This window comes from Paraburkholderia sp. J7 (assembly GCF_905220155.1).
In the GTDB taxonomy this organism is placed as follows: Bacteria; Pseudomonadota; Gammaproteobacteria; order Burkholderiales; family Burkholderiaceae; genus Paraburkholderia.
Genome location: NZ_CAJMYZ010000004.1, coordinates 36,788 through 51,381 on the forward strand (window position 1 = coordinate 36,788; position 14,594 = coordinate 51,381).

The window sequence follows — 14,594 nt, forward strand, 5'->3', positions numbered from 1 at the left end:
GGCCGGTGCCGCGACCCGGATGGCATTCCGGCTGGCGCGGCGAACGGCGTGTATTTGCAAAAGGGGAAACGTCTATTTTAGCGTTAACAGGATGCGAGGTCGCGGTGCGCGGACCCTGGTCCTGATGCTGGGCAGCACTTCAACACGCAAACCAGCATGCAAAAAAAGCGATGCGACCCTTAGCTAATCACATCAACTCCGCTGCCCGAACATCATTTGCCGCGCGAGCGCCGTCTTCACGGGCGGGGCGAATTCGAGGGCCGTGAGCGCGAGCCCGCGCAGCGTGGCGAGCGGACCGAAATCGACGGTGAACAGGCGTGCGAGCGTATCGGTTGCGCCGATCGTCATGCGCCGGTCGAACGCGCGGCGGCCTGCGAACTCGGCGAGCGCGCGCGGCGTGGCGCCGTGCTGCGCGAGGGAGTCGGCAAGCGCGTGGGCGTCGCGCAGGCCGAGATTGAGGCCCTGGCCCGCCACGGGATGCAGCGTCTGCGCCGCGTTGCCGACCGCCGCGATACGGCCGTTACCGGAAACGAGGGCGTCGAGGGCGTTCAGGCCGAGCGGGAACGCCGCGCGACCGTGGATCTGCGTGAAGCGGCCCATGCGCGCGCCGAACGCCACGCCGAGCTCGGCGAGGAAATCGGCGTCGGAAAGCTGCGCGCGGCGCTCGGCTTGCGCGGGCGAGCAGCACCACACGAGCGCGTAGTCCGCGCCGCGCACGCCGCCCATCGGCAGGAGCGCGATTGGGCCTTCGCTCGTGAAACGCTCCCACGCCACGTGTGGCTGCGGGGCCGCGAGCGTCACCACGCCGACCAGCGCCGTTTGGCCGTAGTCGCGCGAGCGTTTGGTTTCGGCGGCCGGCACGACGGCTTTTGCGTCGGCTTCGTCGGAATCGTTTTGCGTATCGCGCTGGGGCAGCGGGCGATACAGGCCGCCTTCGGCGTTCACGAGGATGCGCGTGCGCAACTGCCGCTCAACGCCCGCGCTCACGACCGGCAGCGTCACGCCGTCGTGCTCCACGACGGGATCGTGCGCCTGCGTGTGATGCAGCCAGTGCACCGGCGTGCCGCGCACGGCACGCGCGAGCGCCTGAACGATCGCGCCGTAGCGCGCCACGTAGCCAAGCGCGGGCAAGTCGTAGTCGTGCCGGTCGATCAGCGTGCGCCCGAAATGGCCGCGCTGCGAGACATGAATACGCTCGATAGACGTCGCGTCGTGCGGCCACGCGAGCGCCTCGAGCAGCGTGCGGCTACCCTGCGAAACGGCAATGGCGCGCGGGTCGCCGGCGCTGTCCTCGGGTTCGCGCGCGTCGATTAGCGCGATCGAGAGCCCTTGCGTGGCGCTGCGCCGCGTGAGCCACCCCGCGAGCGCGAGACCCACCGGCCCGGCGCCGACGATCGCCACGTCGTGATCGAAATGAGCGGGCGTGTTCGCGCCGGTGGAAGTGTCGTTCGCGCTGCCGGAAACTGCGTTCATGTCGTTTGCTTCGTTTCGTGTGGGATCTTCGCGTGGTTGTGTCTGCGCTTGCGTCAGGCGCCGCGCTGCGCGTCCTGCATCAGCGCTTCGATTTCATCGGCCGCAACGGGCACGCCGCGCGTGATCAGCTCGCAGCCCGTTTCGGTGACGATCGCGTCGTCCTCGATACGAATGCCGATGTCCCAGTAGCGCTCGGGCACGTCCTCGGCCGCGCGGATGTAGAGGCCAGGCTCGATCGTGAGCGTCATGCCGGGGCGCAGCGTGCGCCAGGGCGGCGGGGCGGCGGGTTTTCCGGCGCTCGGCGCAATATCGCGCTCACGATAATCGCCCGCGTCGTGCACATCCATGCCGAGCCAGTGCCCGGTGCGATGCATATAGAAGCGCGCATAGGCGCGCTCGGCGATCACGTCGTCGACGCTTGCAAAGCGCTGGCGGTCGATGATGCCGGTATCGAGCAGCCCCTGCGCGAGCACGCGCACCGCGGCGTCGTGCGGCGCCTCGAAGTTCACGCCGGCGCGCGTGGCGTCGACGGCGGCCTGCTGCGCGGCGAGCACGATGTCGTAGAGCTCGCGTTGCGCGCTGGTGAAGCGGCCGCTCGCGGGGAACGTGCGCGTGATGTCCGAGGCGTAGCCGTTCAACTCGCACGCGGCGTCGATAAGCACGAGGTCGCCCGCGCGCGCCACCGCGTTGCCCGCGGGGTAGTGCAGCACGCATGCATTCGCGCCTGCCGCGACGATCGAACCGTAGGCAGGGGCCTGCGCGCCGTGCTTGCGAAACGTGTAAAGCAGCTCCGCCTCGATCTCGTATTCGCGCATGCCGGGCCGGCATGTCTGCATCGCGCGCACGTGCGCGAGCGCCGAGATTTTCGCGGCGCGGCGCATCGTGTCGAGCTCGTGCGCGTCCTTGATCACGCGCATGTCGTCGAGCAGCGGCAGCAGGTCGTATGCGGCGGCGGGCGCGGTGATGCCGCTGCGCCCCTGTGCGCGCACCGCATCGATCCAGCGCTTCACCTGAGCGTCGAAGCGCTCGGAAGCCGCGAGCGCGTAGTGCAGCGCGGGACGGTTCGCAATGAGCTGCGGGATGCGTGCGTCGAGTTCGTCGAAGGGGAATGCGGCGTCGAAGCCGAACGCCTCGCGCGCGGCGTCGGGACCGAAGCGAAAGCCTTCCCACGTTTCGCGCTCGACGTTCTTCGCGCGGCAGAACAGGATGGCGGCGGGCTGGTTTTCCCCCGCGTTCGCGTCGAGCACGAGCAGTGCCTCGGGCTCCGTGAAGCCGGTGAGGTAGTAGAAGTAGCTGTCGTGCCGGTACGGATAGTCGGCGTCGCGATTGCGCAGTGCCTCGGGCGCTGTCGGTACGAGCGCGACACCGCCGCCCTGCGCACGCAGTGCCGCAAGCACGCGCTCGCGGCGCGCGCGATAGAGCGCCGCGCTGCCGTCGGGGCCGCGCTGCATGTCGGCTGCGTCGGCCACGTTGGCGGCTGGGTGGGCTTCGCTCGAGGCGGCCGGGGCGCTGTGCTTGAGGGTCGAGTCCATCGTGAGATTGTAGCGCTGGCTACAAACGGACGCGCGTGGTCGCGGTCACCCGCCGGGAGCGCCGATGGCGCCGAGGTTGTCTCCTACCTACATCATTTGTAGGAAAAATCCTGCACTGCAACAGACGGCACGTCAGAAAAATGCGAATCCAACGTATACTTCGGCCGGATTCCAGAAAAGGCAGGTGGTATGAAACTTATCGGTTCGCTCGGCAGCCCGTATGTCCGCAAGGCGCGGATCACGCTCGCTGAAAAGAAAATCGACTACAAGCTGGTGCTCGAGAACGTGTGGGGCGAGGAAACGGAGATTCACGATTTCAACCCGCTCGGCAAGGTGCCGTGTCTCGTGATGGACGACGGCGAGGCCGTATTCGACTCGCGCGTGATCTGCGAGTACGTCGACATGCTTTCGCCCGTGGCCAAGCTCATTCCGCCCGCAGGCCGCGAGCGTATTGAAGTGCGTTGCTGGGAAGCGCTCGCCGACGGCATGCTCGACGCGACCGTGCTGATCCGCCTCGAAGGCACGCAACGCACGCCGGAGCAGCGCAACGAGGCGTGGGTCAAGCGCCAGGAGCGCAAGATCCACGAAGGTCTCGCCGCGATGGCCAAGGGACTCGACGGCAACCCGTGGTGCGCGGGCAACCGCTACACGATTGCGGATATTTCCGTGGGCTGCGCGCTCGGCTATCTCGACTTCCGCATGCCGGAGCTGAACTGGCGCGAAGCGCATCCGAATCTCGCGCGTCACTACGAAAAGCTCTCGCAGCGCCAGTCGTTCATCGACACGGTGCCGCAAGGCTAATTGGCAGTTCTCAGGCAATCGATGTGAAAACGCCCGACGGCATTGCGTGCCGCCGGGCGTTTTCGCGTCAGTCGTACCTCGCCTTCCTCAGGCGATCTTTTCCTCCGCCGGCGCGAACGAATCGCTGCGCGCGACCGGCCACCACTTCTCATACAGCTGATAGCGATAGCGGCCTTCGAGCAGATCGCCGGGCTTCAGGTACTTGAGCAGTTCCGACATCAGCTTCACCTCGTACGACGACACGCGCCGCACGATGTGATGCGCACGCAGATCCGACGGGCTCGAAAGGCCCGCGGCCTGAATCAGCTCTTGCAGCGCGTGCAGCGTGTTGTGATGGAAGTTGAAGACGCGCTCGCCCTTGTCCGGCACGTTCAGCGCGCGCTGGCGCACAGGATCTTGCGTGGCGACGCCCGTGGGGCAGCGGTCCGAGTGGCACTTCTGCGCCTGGATGCAGCCCACCGCGAACATGAAGCCGCGCGCCGAGTTCACCCAGTCCGCGCCGATCGCGAGCGTGCGTGCGATATCGAACGCGGTGATGATCTTGCCGCTCGCGCCGATCCTGATCTTGTTGCGCAGGCCAATGCCCACGAGCGTGTTGTGCACGAGGAGCAGCCCTTCCTGCAGCGGCGTGCCGATATGGTCGGTGAATTCAAGCGGCGCCGCGCCCGTGCCGCCTTCCGCGCCGTCCACGACGATGAAGTCGGGCAGGATGCCGGTTTCGAGCATCGCCTTGGCGATGCCGAAAAACTCCCACGGATGCCCAATGCACAGCTTGAAGCCCGTGGGCTTGCCGCCCGAGAGCTTGCGCAGACGCTCGACGAATTCGAGCAGCCCGCGCGGCGTGGAGAATTCCGAGTGGCGCGCGGGCGAGACACAATCCTTGCCAATAGGAATGCCGCGCGTTTCGGCGATCTCGGGCGTGACCTTCGCGGCGAGCAGCATGCCGCCATGGCCGGGCTTCGCGCCTTGCGAAAGCTTCACCTCGATCATCTTCACCTGCGGTTCGTTCGCGAGGCGCTGGAACTTGTCGGCGCTGAAGGTGCCGTCGTCGTTGCGGCAGCCGAAGTAGCCCGAGGCGATCTCCCAGATGATATCGCCGCCATTCTCGCGGTGATACTTCGACATCGAGCCTTCGCCCGTGTCGTGCGCGAACCCGCCTTTCTTCGCGCCCATGTTGAGCGCGCGGATCGCGTTGGCCGAGAGCGCGCCGAAGCTCATCGCCGAAATGTTGAAGATCGACATCGAGTACGGTTGCGCGCGGTTCGCGCCTACGAGCACGCGAAAGTCGCTGCCAGCGAGCTTCGTGGGCGCGAGCGAGTGGCTGATCCATTCGTGGCCCACGGCCTTCACGTCGAGTTCGGTGCCGTACGGGCGGCTGTCCACCGCGTTCTTCGCGCGCTGGTAGACGAGGCTGCGCTGAGCGAGCGAGAACGGTTTTTCGTCGGTGTCGTCCTCGACGAAGTACTGGCGGATCTCGGGCCGCACGAACTCGAACAGAAAGCGCAGATGGCCCCAGATCGGGTAGTTGCGCAGGATCGCGTGGCGCTCCTGGAACATGTCGTAGACGCCGAGCGCGACGAGCAGCACCGGCACGATCACGCAGTACCACGACAGGTGATGGAGGGCAGCCGCGGCGACGCAGGCTGCAAGCAGCAGCACCGCGCCCCACATGGCGAGATAACGTCGGGAAAACATTGGGGGGACTCCTCGAACTTGATGTAATGCGCGCCCTTGTGCGCTCCTCTCGTGAAGGTGCGGTGCGCGTGAGCCGCGCGGTTGCCGGGCGCGGCTTGCGGGAATGATGCCGCAAGTTCGTGAATCTGGCTGGGAGGCGGGCAAGAAACGGGCAAGAAGCGGGCAAGAAGCGGGCACGCCGTTTGAGCAGTGTCTGGCAGGCGTCGAAAGACGCCAAAAAAAACGCGGCGCCCAAGGCGCCGCGCGGTGTTCTCTTACGTTTTGCTTGACGGTGCTTGCGTCACGCCGTCGTGGCTGCAGCGGGCTTCTTGCGCGCTACACGCTTCTTTTTCTTCGGTGCTTCGGGCGGCAGTACCGCGGGCACGTGTGGCGCGAGCGTCGTCACCGCTTCGATGATGCCACCGCCCAGGCACACGTCGCCGTCATAGAGCACCGCCGACTGGCCGGGCGTCACGGCCCATTGCGCATCGGGAAAACGCAGCGTGAACTGGCCCGCGCCGAATTCGTCTGCGGTGTGGAACGAGCAGGGCGCATCGGCCTGGCGATAGCGCGTTTTCGCGCCGCACGCGTGGTCCTGCGCAGGCGGCTCGCCCGCCACCCAGCTCACATTGCCCGCACGCAGTTCGTGCGCGAGCAGCCACGGATGATCGTGGCCTTGCACGACGTAGAGCGTATTCGAGGCCATGTCCTTGCCCGCCACGAACCACGGGTCGCCGCTGCCGTCCTTGCTGCCGCCAAGACCAATGCCCTTGCGCTGCCCGAACGTGTAGAACGCCAGGCCAATGTGCTCGCCCACGACCTTGCCATCGGGCGTCATCATCGGGCCGGGTTTCGTCGGCAGATAGCGGTTGAGGAAGTCGCGGAATGGCCGCTCGCCGATGAAGCAGATTCCTGTGGAATCCTTCTTTTTCGCGTTCGGCAGGCCGATTTTCTCGGCGATCTCGCGCACCTTCGTCTTCGGAATCTCGCCGAGCGGGAACATCGTCTTCGAAAGCTGCGCCTGGTTCAGGCGATGCAGGAAGTACGACTGATCTTTCGTATGGTCGAGCGCCTTCAGCAGTTCGAAACGACCGTCACGCTCATTGTTCTGACGTACGCGCGCATAGTGGCCCGTGGCGATCGTTTCCGCGCCGAGCGACATGGCGTGGTCCAGAAAGGCCTTGAACTTGATCTCGGCGTTGCAGAGCACGTCCGGGTTTGGCGTGCGGCCCGCGGAATATTCGCGCAGGAATTCCGCGAACACGCGGTCCTTGTATTCGGCGGCGAAGTTCACGGCTTCCACGTCGATGCCGATCAGGTCCGCGACCGACACTACATCGATCCAGTCCTGGCGCGTCGAGCAGTATTCGCCGTCGTCGTCGTCTTCCCAGTTCTTCATGAAGAGACCGACGACGTCGAACCCCTGCTCCTTGAGCAGCCATGCGGTCACCGACGAATCGACGCCGCCCGACATGCCTACCACGACCTTACGTTTGCTCATTTCGTTGCTGCCTTAACTCAACTTGGGTGCGACCTGGGGTGCCGCTTTCGGTGCTGTCGCGTGCGTCTGGATGAAATCCAGCGGCACGCGCTTGCCTGCGAGGTAATCGTCGACACAGCGCATGACGAGCGGCGTGCGATGGCGCTCGCTCGCCGCGCGCAACTCGTCGGCGCTCATCCACACCGTGCGCACGATGTCAGGATCGAGCGCGCGGTTTTCCGGCTCGACTGCAACACTGCCGCAGTACGTGAAGCGTACATACGTCGCGCCGCTTTCGCCCGGCTTGCCGAAGTGCGTCATATACACGCCGACCAGCGCCTCAGGCGTGAACGCATGCGCGGTTTCCTCGAGCGTTTCGCGCACCACAGCCTCGTGCAGCGTCTCGCCCGCTTCCAGATGGCCGGCGGGCTGGTTCAGGCGCAGGCCGGCTGGCGTGTGCTCTTCGACGAGCAGAAAACGCCCGTCGCGCTCGACGATCGCGGCCACGGTGACGTGGGGTGCCCAGGTTTCCTCATTCATGGGCCGGTATTTTACCGGGACGCCGCAAACGCTGCCCGGGGCCGGATCGGGCCCCCGGGCAGCGCAACGGGGGCGTATGCCCGGCTCGCCTGGCACTGCCGACCGTCCGGTCGGACGACAGAGCATATTGTGTGCATCGCACAAAAGCGGGCAATTCCCGCTACAAAGCCGCCGCCGCTTTCGGTTAAAGTGGTGCCGTCGTTTGCCGTTGCAATGGATGCCGGCGCCTGAACGCCGTCGGTCTCCCTTCGCTCGATTCGAGCCAGAACAGCTAGAACAAGAAGGTCGAGGAGGAAACAACGATGCATATCGGAGTGCCTGCAGAGACGCGGGCGAACGAAACCCGCGTGGCCGCGACGCCGGAGACAGTCAAGAAGTACGTCGCCCAGGGCCACACGGTCACGATCCAGGCCGGCGCGGGCGCCGGCGCGAGCTATCTCGACGAGGCGTACACGGCGGTAGGCGCACAGGTCGCCGACGCGGCCACGGCCTTCGGCGCGGACCTCGTGCTCAAGGTCCAGTCACCCACTGTCAGCGAATTGCCGTTCATGAAGCGCGGCGCGGTGCTGGTGGGCATGCTCGATCCCTTTAATGCGGAAAACGCCGCGAAACTCGCCGAGGCAGGCGTGACGGCCTTCGCGCTCGAAGCCGCGCCGCGCACCACGCGCGCGCAAAGCCTCGACGTGCTGTCGTCGCAGGCCAACATCGCCGGGTACAAGGCGGTGCTCGTGGCCTCGAACCTTTATCCGCGCTTCATGCCGATGCTCATGACGGCCGCCGGGACGGTGAAAGCCGCGCGCGTGCTGATTCTCGGCGCGGGCGTGGCGGGCCTGCAGGCCATTGCCACGGCGCGGCGTTTGGGCGCGGTGATCGAAGCTTCGGACGTGCGCCCGGCGGTGAAGGAGCAGATCGAGTCGCTCGGCGGGAAATTCCTCGACGTGCCCTACGAAACCGATGAGGAGCGGGAAGCCGCCGTCGGCGTGGGCGGCTACGCGCGGCCCATGCCGCCATCGTGGCTCGCGCGCCAGTCGGCGCTGGTGCACGAGCGCGCCAGGCAGGCCGACATCGTCATTTCGACCGCGCTGATCCCGGGCCGCGACGCGCCCACGCTGCTGCCTTCGGAAACCGTGCAGGCAATGAAGCCGGGCTCGGTGGTGATCGACCTTGCGGCCGGACGCGGCCCCGTCGCCGATCAGGCGACGGGCAGGCGTGGCGGGAACTGCCCGCTGACCGAGGCCGACAAGGTGGTGACACACCACGGCGTGCAGATCTGCGGCTACACGAACCTCGCTTCGATGGTCGCCGCCGACGCCTCCGCGCTCTACGCGCGCAACCTGCTCGACTTCCTGAAGCTGATCGTCACGAAGGAAGGCACGCTCAACATCGATCTCGCGGACGACATCGTCGCGGCCACGCTTTTGGCTCGCGACGGCCAGGTCACGCGCAAGACATAAGGGGAGAACAGGAATGGAAGTTATCAACCATACCGTCATCAACCTGATCATCTTCGTGCTGGCCGTGTACGTGGGCTATCACGTGGTCTGGAACGTCACGCCCGCGCTGCATACGCCGCTCATGGCCGTGACCAATGCGATCTCGGCGATCGTGATCGTGGGCGCGATGCTCGCCACCGGGCTCACTGTCGGCGGCCCAGGCAAGTTTTTCGGCACGTTTGCCGTGCTGCTCGCGGCCGTGAATGTGTTCGGCGGGTTCCTCGTCACGAGGCGAATGCTGGAGATGTTCCGCAAGAAGGAACCGAAAAAGCTATCCTCTCCTGCCAGCAAGGAGGGCGCGTAAATGAGCATGAACGTCGTTACGCTGCTTTACCTGGTGGCGTCGGTCTGCTTCATCCAGGCGCTCAAGGGGCTGTCCAACCCGAAGAGCGCACGCGCCGGCAACGTGTTCGGCATGGTCGGCATGGCCATCGCCATTCTTACTACCCTTGCGCTGATCGTGAAGGAGTCCGCACAGTTCGGCTCGAATCTCGGGCTCGGCCTCATGCTGCTGTTCGCGGCGCTCGTGGTGGGCGGCGGCCTTGGGGCTTATGTCGCCGCACGCGTCGAGATGACGAAGATGCCCGAACTCGTCGCGGCCATGCACTCGCTGATCGGTCTCGCGGCGGTGTGCATCGCGTATGCGGTCGTTTCTGAGCCGGCCGCGTTCGGCCTGGTCGCAGAAGACGCGCCGTATCCGGGCTTCCTGCCGTACGGCAACCGCATCGAGCTGTTCATCGGCACGTTCGTGGGCGCGATTACCTTCAGCGGTTCGGTCATCGCGTTCGGCAAGCTCTCGGGCAAGTACAAGTTCCGGCTGTTTCAGGGCGCGCCGGTGGTCTATCCGGGCCAGCATCTGATCAACCTGATGCTCGCGATCGGCATGATCGGCTTCGGCATTCTGTTCTTCCTCACGCAGTCGTGGCTGCCGTTCATCATCATGACGCTGATCGCGTTCGCGCTGGGCGTGCTCATCATCATCCCGATCGGCGGCGCGGACATGCCGGTGGTCGTCTCGATGCTGAACTCGTACTCGGGCTGGGCGGCGGCGGGCATTGGCTTCTCGCTGAACAACGCCATGCTGATCATTGCGGGGTCGCTCGTGGGTTCTTCAGGCGCGATCCTCTCGTACATCATGTGCCACGCGATGAACCGCTCGTTCTTCAACGTGCTGCTGGGCGGCTTCGGCGGCGAGGCAGGCGCGGCGGCGGCGGGCGGGGCGCAGGAGCAGCGGCCGGTGAAGTCGGGTTCGGCCGATGATGCCGCGTTCATGCTCGGCAATGCGGAAAGCGTCGTCATCGTGCCGGGCTACGGCCTCGCGGTGGCGCGCGCGCAGCATGCGTTGAAGGAACTCACCGACAAGCTCGTCGAAAAGGGTGTGGACGTGCGTTATGCGATCCACCCGGTGGCGGGCCGCATGCCGGGCCACATGAACGTGCTGCTCGCGGAAGCCGAAGTGCCCTACGACCTCGTGTTCGAGATGGAGGACATCAACAACGAGTTCGGCCAGACCGACGTCGTGCTCGTGCTCGGTGCGAACGACGTGGTGAATCCGGCGGCGAAGAACGATCCGAAGTCGCCGATCGCAGGCATGCCGATCATCGAGGCGTACAAGGCGCGCACGATCATCGTGAACAAGCGTTCGATGGCCGCCGGTTATGCGGGCCTCGACAACGAACTGTTCTACATGGACAAGACGATGATGGTGTTCGGCGACGCGAAGAAGGTGATCGAGGAGATGGTGAAAGCGGTGGAATAAGCGCCGCTTGCTTCAAACCCACCCGAAAGGCGCGCAGCGATGCGCGCCTTTTTCATAAGCGGCCGCATTCTGGCGACCGCTCACAGCGAAGGCGCATTCACGCGGCGCAAATAGTCGGCGAGCCGCCGCCCGCTCACGTCGGGAAATTGTTCGAGCACTTCCACGTTTTCCATGCGCGCGATGTTGAAGTTGCGAAAGTCCTCGCGCATTTCGCACCACGCGCCCACGGTCCACTGCGCGCCCCAGTACACGAGCCCAAGCGGCCAGATGCGCCGCTCAGTATGCGCGCCAATGCGGTCGCAGTACGCGAAGCGCACGACGAGCCGCGTGTCGACGGCGCGATGCAGCGCGTCGAGCTTGTCGGAGAACGCGTGATCCATGTGATAGGCCGGCGCGAACACGGCAAGCCGTTCCAGCACGGCGCGCTTTTCCGCGGGCATGGCTGCGGCAATCTTCGCGAGCGCGCCGCGTGCGCCGCTCGCGAGCGCCGCGCCGCCCCACGACTCGGCCATGCGTGCGCCCACGGCGAGCGCGGTGAGTTCGTCGGCGGTGAAGGTGAGCGGCGGCAGGCTCGCCGTGCGCGCGAGCCGGTAGCCAATGCCCGCCTCGCCTTCGATCGGCACGCCCGAGAGCTGCAGGTCGCGCACGTCGCGATAGACCGTGCGCGGCGACACTTCGAGCCAGTCGGCCAGCTGCTGGGCGGTAGTGAGACGCCGGCCGCGCAGCAGTTCGGCGATGCGAAAAAGGCGGTCGGCGCGGCGGGTCATGGCTGGGCGGTTGCGAAGGCGGGCGCGGTGATCGGCGCGGTGTTCTGGATAACTACAGATGATAGCGCCGGGCGCGCGCGCGGCGCCCGGCAGCGATCAACCGAGCTTCGGCGCGTGCAGGCCGACGCGGTTGCCTTCGGTATCGATGAAGAAGCCGATATAGCCGTAGTTGTTCGGCAACTCGACAGCGGGCCCCTGCTGCTTGCCACCGGCTTTTTCCACTCGGTCGAGCACGGCCGTGACCGAAGGCTGGGCGTTCAGATACACGAGTACGCCCTTCGGATCGGGCTTCGCGTCGTGCGGATTGAACACGATGCACCCGCCCGTTTCAGTATCGGTGTGAGCGAACAGCGCCATCGGGACGCCGCCGACCACTTCGCGCTGCAGCGCAGTGTCGAAGGCGGTTTCGTAAAAGCGGGCGGCACGCTCCAGGTCGTGCGCGGGAATTTCGAACCACGAGATCACACGGGACAGATCGGTAGACACGGTGCACTCCTCGAAGGCAACGGCGGACGGTGAATGGCGGCAGCCGGGCGGCGGCAGCCTCGCCGGATGGCGTAAAAGCAGTGTGCCAGGGGGCTGCTGACAGCGTGTTGTCAGTAGGTTTGTCGTGCTGCGCCGGTCGAGTCTCCGGGGCTGTTTCGAATGTTTTCGAGAGAGACTTCGGCGCGGCTCTGCTGTAATCGAAGGGTTCGATATCCCCGCACCCGCATGTCTCCCACCGTCTCGATCATTACGCCCACGGGCAACCGCGAAGCTTTTCTGCCGGCCATCTGGCGCTGCATCCAGCGACAGCGCGTGGCGTGGGAATGGCTCATCCTCGACGACAGCCCGCAACCCAGCGCCTTCCTGAGCGCGCTCTCGAAGCGTGACGCGCGTGTGCGCTACTACTGGTCGAAAACGCGCATGTCGATCGGCGGCAAACGCAACTTTCTTGTGAACGAGGCGCGCGGCGCGCTGATTGCCCACTTCGACGACGACGACCACTATGCCTCGCACTATCTCGCGGGCATGGTGCGCATGCTGGAGGAGAACGGTGCGGACCTCATGAAGCTCGCGACGTTCTGGATGTTCGCGCCGCATACGCGGTTCTTTGGCTACATGGACCTGAACGCACGCGTGGGGCTGCACTATGTGCTGACTGGCAATAGCGTCGCGACGGTCGAGTTCCACGACAAGATGAAGATCGGCGCGGACTTCATCCTTTTCTACGGGTTCTCGTACGTGTATCGCAAGGCGCTTTTCGAACAGGCGCGCTTCGACGATATCGACCTGAGCGAAGACGAGAGCTTTATCCGCCGCATTGTCGAAGCGGGCCGCAAGGTGCTCGCGGCGGACGACACGCAGGCGAGCTGCCTGCACCTGATCCATCCGGCTTCGACCTCGCGCTGCTTTTCGCGCTATTCAATGCCGGCGTTCACGGTGCAGAAGATGTTTCCGGAGTACGAAGGGTATCCGTTGGCGCTGAACGCGCAGGACGCGCCTGCGGTGGCGCAGGGCTGAGCCACGCGCGGCGCGGCGGCGGGTGAAATCCTCACCCGCCGTGCGCGCCGTGCGCCAGTGTCAGCTGGCGTTGTCGTTGCCGGCAGCGGAGTTCGTGCCGCCGCTGGCCGGACGTTGACGCACGCTGCCCGCGATCAGGTCGAAGCGGAACAGGCGGCATTCGAGCGCGCCATTGAAGAGCGGCGTCTTGGCGGCTTCGCGCAGGCGCAACAGGCCCGGCAGCTTGCGGTCCGAGGTGAGGACGAAGGCGCGCCAGCCCGTGAAGCGCTGTTTGAGCGCGTCGCCGAGCGCCTGGAAGAACTCGGCGTCGGGCGCGTCGTCCTTGGCGCGGCGGAATCCCTCGTCTTCGTCACCGCGCAGTTCGCGCGCCGTCGGGCGCGCCTCGCCGCGCGCATTGCGGCCCCGCACTTCGATACGCTCGCCGTACGGCGGATTGGCCACGAGAATGCCGGGCGCAGCCGCGGGCGGCGTCATATTGCGCGCATCGAGCTGCTTGAGCGCCACGTTGCCGAAGCCCGCGCGCTTGAAGTTCGCGCGCGCCTTTTCCAGCATGACGTCGGAAATGTCGCTGCCATAGATCAGCAGATCGCTGGTCTTGCTTTGCGCGAGATTGCGCGCGGTGTTCGCCTCGCTCTTGAGGTGCCGCCACGCGGCCATGTCGGCCTGCTTGAGCGACTCGAAGCCGAAGCGGCGATCGAGTCCAGGCGCGATGTCGAGCGCGACTTGCGCCGCTTCCGCGAGGAAGGTGCCGCTGCCGCACATCGGGTCGTAGAGCGGCGTGCCGGGCGTCCAGCCCGTGAGGCGCAGGATGCCCGCAGCGAGGTTCTCGCGCAGCGGGGCAGCGCCCTTGTCCAGACGCCAGCCGCGCTTGAAGAGCGGCTCGCCCGACGTGTCGAGATAGAGCGTGCACTCGTTCGCGGTGAGGAAGGCGAAGATGCGCACATCAGGGTAGGCGGTATCGACGCTCGGACGCGCACCGGCCTTTTCGCGCATGCGGTCGCAGATCGCGTCTTTCACGCGCAGCGTGGCGAATTCGAGGCTGCGCAGCGGCGACTTGATCGCGGTGATGTCGATGCGGATCGTCTCGTTCGCCGAGAACCACTTCTCCCACTGCTGCTCGCGCGCGAGCGCGTAGATGTCCTGTTCGCTGCGGTAGGGGCGCTGGGCGATCTTCAGCAGCACGCGGCTCGCAATGCGCGAATGCAGGTTGGCGGCGATGCCGCCGGCCCAGTTGCCGCGGAAATGCACGCCGCCGGGCACCTCGGCGCCGACCTGGAGTGCGCCGGGCGGCAGGCGCCGTTGTGCGGTTTCGGCCAGTTCGGCGGCGAGCGCGGCTTCGAGGCCGCGCGGGCAGGGGGCAAAGAAATCGAAAGACATGAACGAGGATGGGACGCTGCGGGGAAGGCGCTATTGTACGCGGGTTGCGGGGCCGGCCAGGCCTGCATGCCGCCTCCGCTGCGGGAGATCGCTCAATGCCCGCATGTGGCCGCCATTTGCCTCGTCACTTGCCCTGCGCCGGACGCAATGCGTGCGGCCTCTTTTTATTGGCTCCCGATCACTATCGGAGCCTAC

General features: G+C 66.0%; 12 protein-coding genes and 1 pseudogene. 5 read left to right on the top strand and 8 right to left on the bottom strand.

Features of this window, described 5'->3' with window-relative positions:
• Nucleotides 1-192: 192 nt before the first annotated feature.
• Both U5A58_RS07725 and U5A58_RS07730 read right to left on the bottom strand, forming a co-directional pair.
• Complete coding sequence (locus U5A58_RS07725) at nucleotides 193-1,473, bottom strand: UbiH/UbiF/VisC/COQ6 family ubiquinone biosynthesis hydroxylase (protein ID WP_321960988.1); 1,281 nt, start codon at nucleotides 1,471-1,473, stop codon at nucleotides 193-195.
• Between the two features lie 53 nt (nucleotides 1,474-1,526).
• Nucleotides 1,527-2,924: an aminopeptidase P N-terminal domain-containing protein gene (locus U5A58_RS07730; protein WP_321961236.1), complete on the bottom strand. Its 1,398-nt coding sequence runs from the start codon at nucleotides 2,922-2,924 to the stop codon at nucleotides 1,527-1,529.
• 270 nt (nucleotides 2,925-3,194) lie between these two features.
• Here U5A58_RS07730 and U5A58_RS07735 point away from each other — a divergent pair, with 270 nt between their 5' ends.
• Nucleotides 3,195-3,806, top strand: coding sequence for a glutathione S-transferase family protein (locus U5A58_RS07735; protein WP_321960989.1), 612 nt, complete (start codon nucleotides 3,195-3,197; stop codon nucleotides 3,804-3,806).
• A gap of 87 nt (nucleotides 3,807-3,893) precedes the next feature.
• Here the strand turns inward: U5A58_RS07735 and U5A58_RS07740 are convergent, their stop codons facing one another.
• The 3 genes from U5A58_RS07740 to U5A58_RS07750 all read right to left on the bottom strand — a co-directional run bounded on the left by U5A58_RS07740 (nucleotide 3,894) and on the right by U5A58_RS07750 (nucleotide 7,500).
• The gene (locus U5A58_RS07740) at nucleotides 3,894-5,501 is read right to left on the bottom strand and encodes an FMN-binding glutamate synthase family protein (RefSeq protein ID WP_321960990.1); all 1,608 of its coding nucleotides are present in this window, start codon (nucleotides 5,499-5,501) and stop codon (nucleotides 3,894-3,896) included.
• A 280-nt stretch (nucleotides 5,502-5,781) separates the two neighbouring features.
• A complete protein-coding gene (gene mnmA / locus U5A58_RS07745; RefSeq protein ID WP_321960991.1) occupies nucleotides 5,782-6,981 on the bottom strand; it encodes a tRNA 2-thiouridine(34) synthase MnmA in 1,200 nt (399 codons plus the stop codon).
• Nucleotides 6,982-6,993: 12 nt separating this feature from the next.
• On the bottom strand, nucleotides 6,994-7,500 hold the full coding sequence (locus U5A58_RS07750) for an NUDIX hydrolase (protein WP_321960992.1): 507 nt from the start codon (nucleotides 7,498-7,500) through the stop codon (nucleotides 6,994-6,996).
• Between the two features lie 302 nt (nucleotides 7,501-7,802).
• Here U5A58_RS07750 and U5A58_RS07755 point away from each other — a divergent pair, with 302 nt between their 5' ends.
• Genes U5A58_RS07755 through U5A58_RS07765 form a run of 3 tightly spaced genes read left to right on the top strand, consistent with a single transcriptional unit; the run spans nucleotide 7,803 to nucleotide 10,752 of the window.
• The gene (locus U5A58_RS07755; RefSeq protein WP_321960993.1) at nucleotides 7,803-8,954 is read left to right on the top strand and encodes a Re/Si-specific NAD(P)(+) transhydrogenase subunit alpha; all 1,152 of its coding nucleotides are present in this window, start codon (nucleotides 7,803-7,805) and stop codon (nucleotides 8,952-8,954) included.
• Nucleotides 8,955-8,967: 13 nt separating this feature from the next.
• Nucleotides 8,968-9,297, top strand: coding sequence for an NAD(P) transhydrogenase subunit alpha (locus tag U5A58_RS07760; RefSeq protein ID WP_158756979.1), 330 nt, complete (start codon nucleotides 8,968-8,970; stop codon nucleotides 9,295-9,297).
• Nucleotides 9,298-10,752, top strand: a complete 1,455-nt coding sequence (locus U5A58_RS07765) for an NAD(P)(+) transhydrogenase (Re/Si-specific) subunit beta (RefSeq protein WP_321960994.1) — start codon at nucleotides 9,298-9,300, stop codon at nucleotides 10,750-10,752. It begins immediately after the preceding gene.
• Nucleotides 10,753-10,832: 80 nt separating this feature from the next.
• Here the strand turns inward: U5A58_RS07765 and U5A58_RS07770 are convergent.
• Both U5A58_RS07770 and U5A58_RS07775 read right to left on the bottom strand, forming a co-directional pair.
• Nucleotides 10,833-11,525: pseudogene (locus U5A58_RS07770) on the bottom strand (helix-turn-helix transcriptional regulator); the annotation flags it as partial.
• A 90-nt stretch (nucleotides 11,526-11,615) separates the two neighbouring features.
• Entirely contained in the window at nucleotides 11,616-12,005 is a 390-nt protein-coding gene (locus tag U5A58_RS07775) for a VOC family protein (protein WP_042262509.1), read from the bottom strand.
• 225 nt (nucleotides 12,006-12,230) lie between these two features.
• Here U5A58_RS07775 and U5A58_RS07780 point away from each other — a divergent pair, with 225 nt between their 5' ends.
• Nucleotides 12,231-13,022, top strand: coding sequence for a glycosyltransferase family 2 protein (locus tag U5A58_RS07780; RefSeq protein WP_321960995.1), 792 nt, complete (start codon nucleotides 12,231-12,233; stop codon nucleotides 13,020-13,022).
• A gap of 60 nt (nucleotides 13,023-13,082) precedes the next feature.
• Here U5A58_RS07780 and U5A58_RS07785 read toward each other — a convergent pair whose 3' ends face one another.
• Nucleotides 13,083-14,399 carry a class I SAM-dependent RNA methyltransferase gene (locus tag U5A58_RS07785; protein ID WP_321960996.1) on the bottom strand — a complete coding sequence of 439 codons (1,317 nt, stop codon included), beginning with the start codon at nucleotides 14,397-14,399 and terminating at the stop codon, nucleotides 13,083-13,085.
• Nucleotides 14,400-14,594 lie beyond the last annotated feature (195 nt).

Excerpts from the sequence above, each read along its gene's own strand:
- U5A58_RS07780 (WP_321960995.1), top strand. The coding sequence starts at position 12,231 with ATGTCTCCCACCGTCTCGATCATTACGCCCACGGGCAACCGCGAAGCT.
- U5A58_RS07730 (WP_321961236.1), bottom strand. The coding sequence starts at position 2,924 with ATGCAGCGCGGCCCCGACGGCAGCGCGGCGCTCTATCGCGCGCGCCGC.
- U5A58_RS07725 (WP_321960988.1), bottom strand. The coding sequence starts at position 1,473 with ATGAACGCAGTTTCCGGCAGCGCGAACGACACTTCCACCGGCGCGAAC.
- U5A58_RS07750 (WP_321960992.1), bottom strand. The coding sequence starts at position 7,500 with ATGAATGAGGAAACCTGGGCACCCCACGTCACCGTGGCCGCGATCGTC.
- U5A58_RS07765 (WP_321960994.1), top strand. The coding sequence starts at position 9,298 with ATGAGCATGAACGTCGTTACGCTGCTTTACCTGGTGGCGTCGGTCTGC.
- U5A58_RS07755 (WP_321960993.1), top strand. The coding sequence starts at position 7,803 with ATGCATATCGGAGTGCCTGCAGAGACGCGGGCGAACGAAACCCGCGTG.
- U5A58_RS07785 (WP_321960996.1), bottom strand. The coding sequence starts at position 14,399 with ATGTCTTTCGATTTCTTTGCCCCCTGCCCGCGCGGCCTCGAAGCCGCG.
- U5A58_RS07760 (WP_158756979.1), top strand. The coding sequence starts at position 8,968 with ATGGAAGTTATCAACCATACCGTCATCAACCTGATCATCTTCGTGCTG.
- U5A58_RS07740 (WP_321960990.1), bottom strand. The coding sequence starts at position 5,501 with ATGTTTTCCCGACGTTATCTCGCCATGTGGGGCGCGGTGCTGCTGCTT.
- mnmA (WP_321960991.1), bottom strand. The coding sequence starts at position 6,981 with ATGAGCAAACGTAAGGTCGTGGTAGGCATGTCGGGCGGCGTCGATTCG.
- U5A58_RS07735 (WP_321960989.1), top strand. The coding sequence starts at position 3,195 with ATGAAACTTATCGGTTCGCTCGGCAGCCCGTATGTCCGCAAGGCGCGG.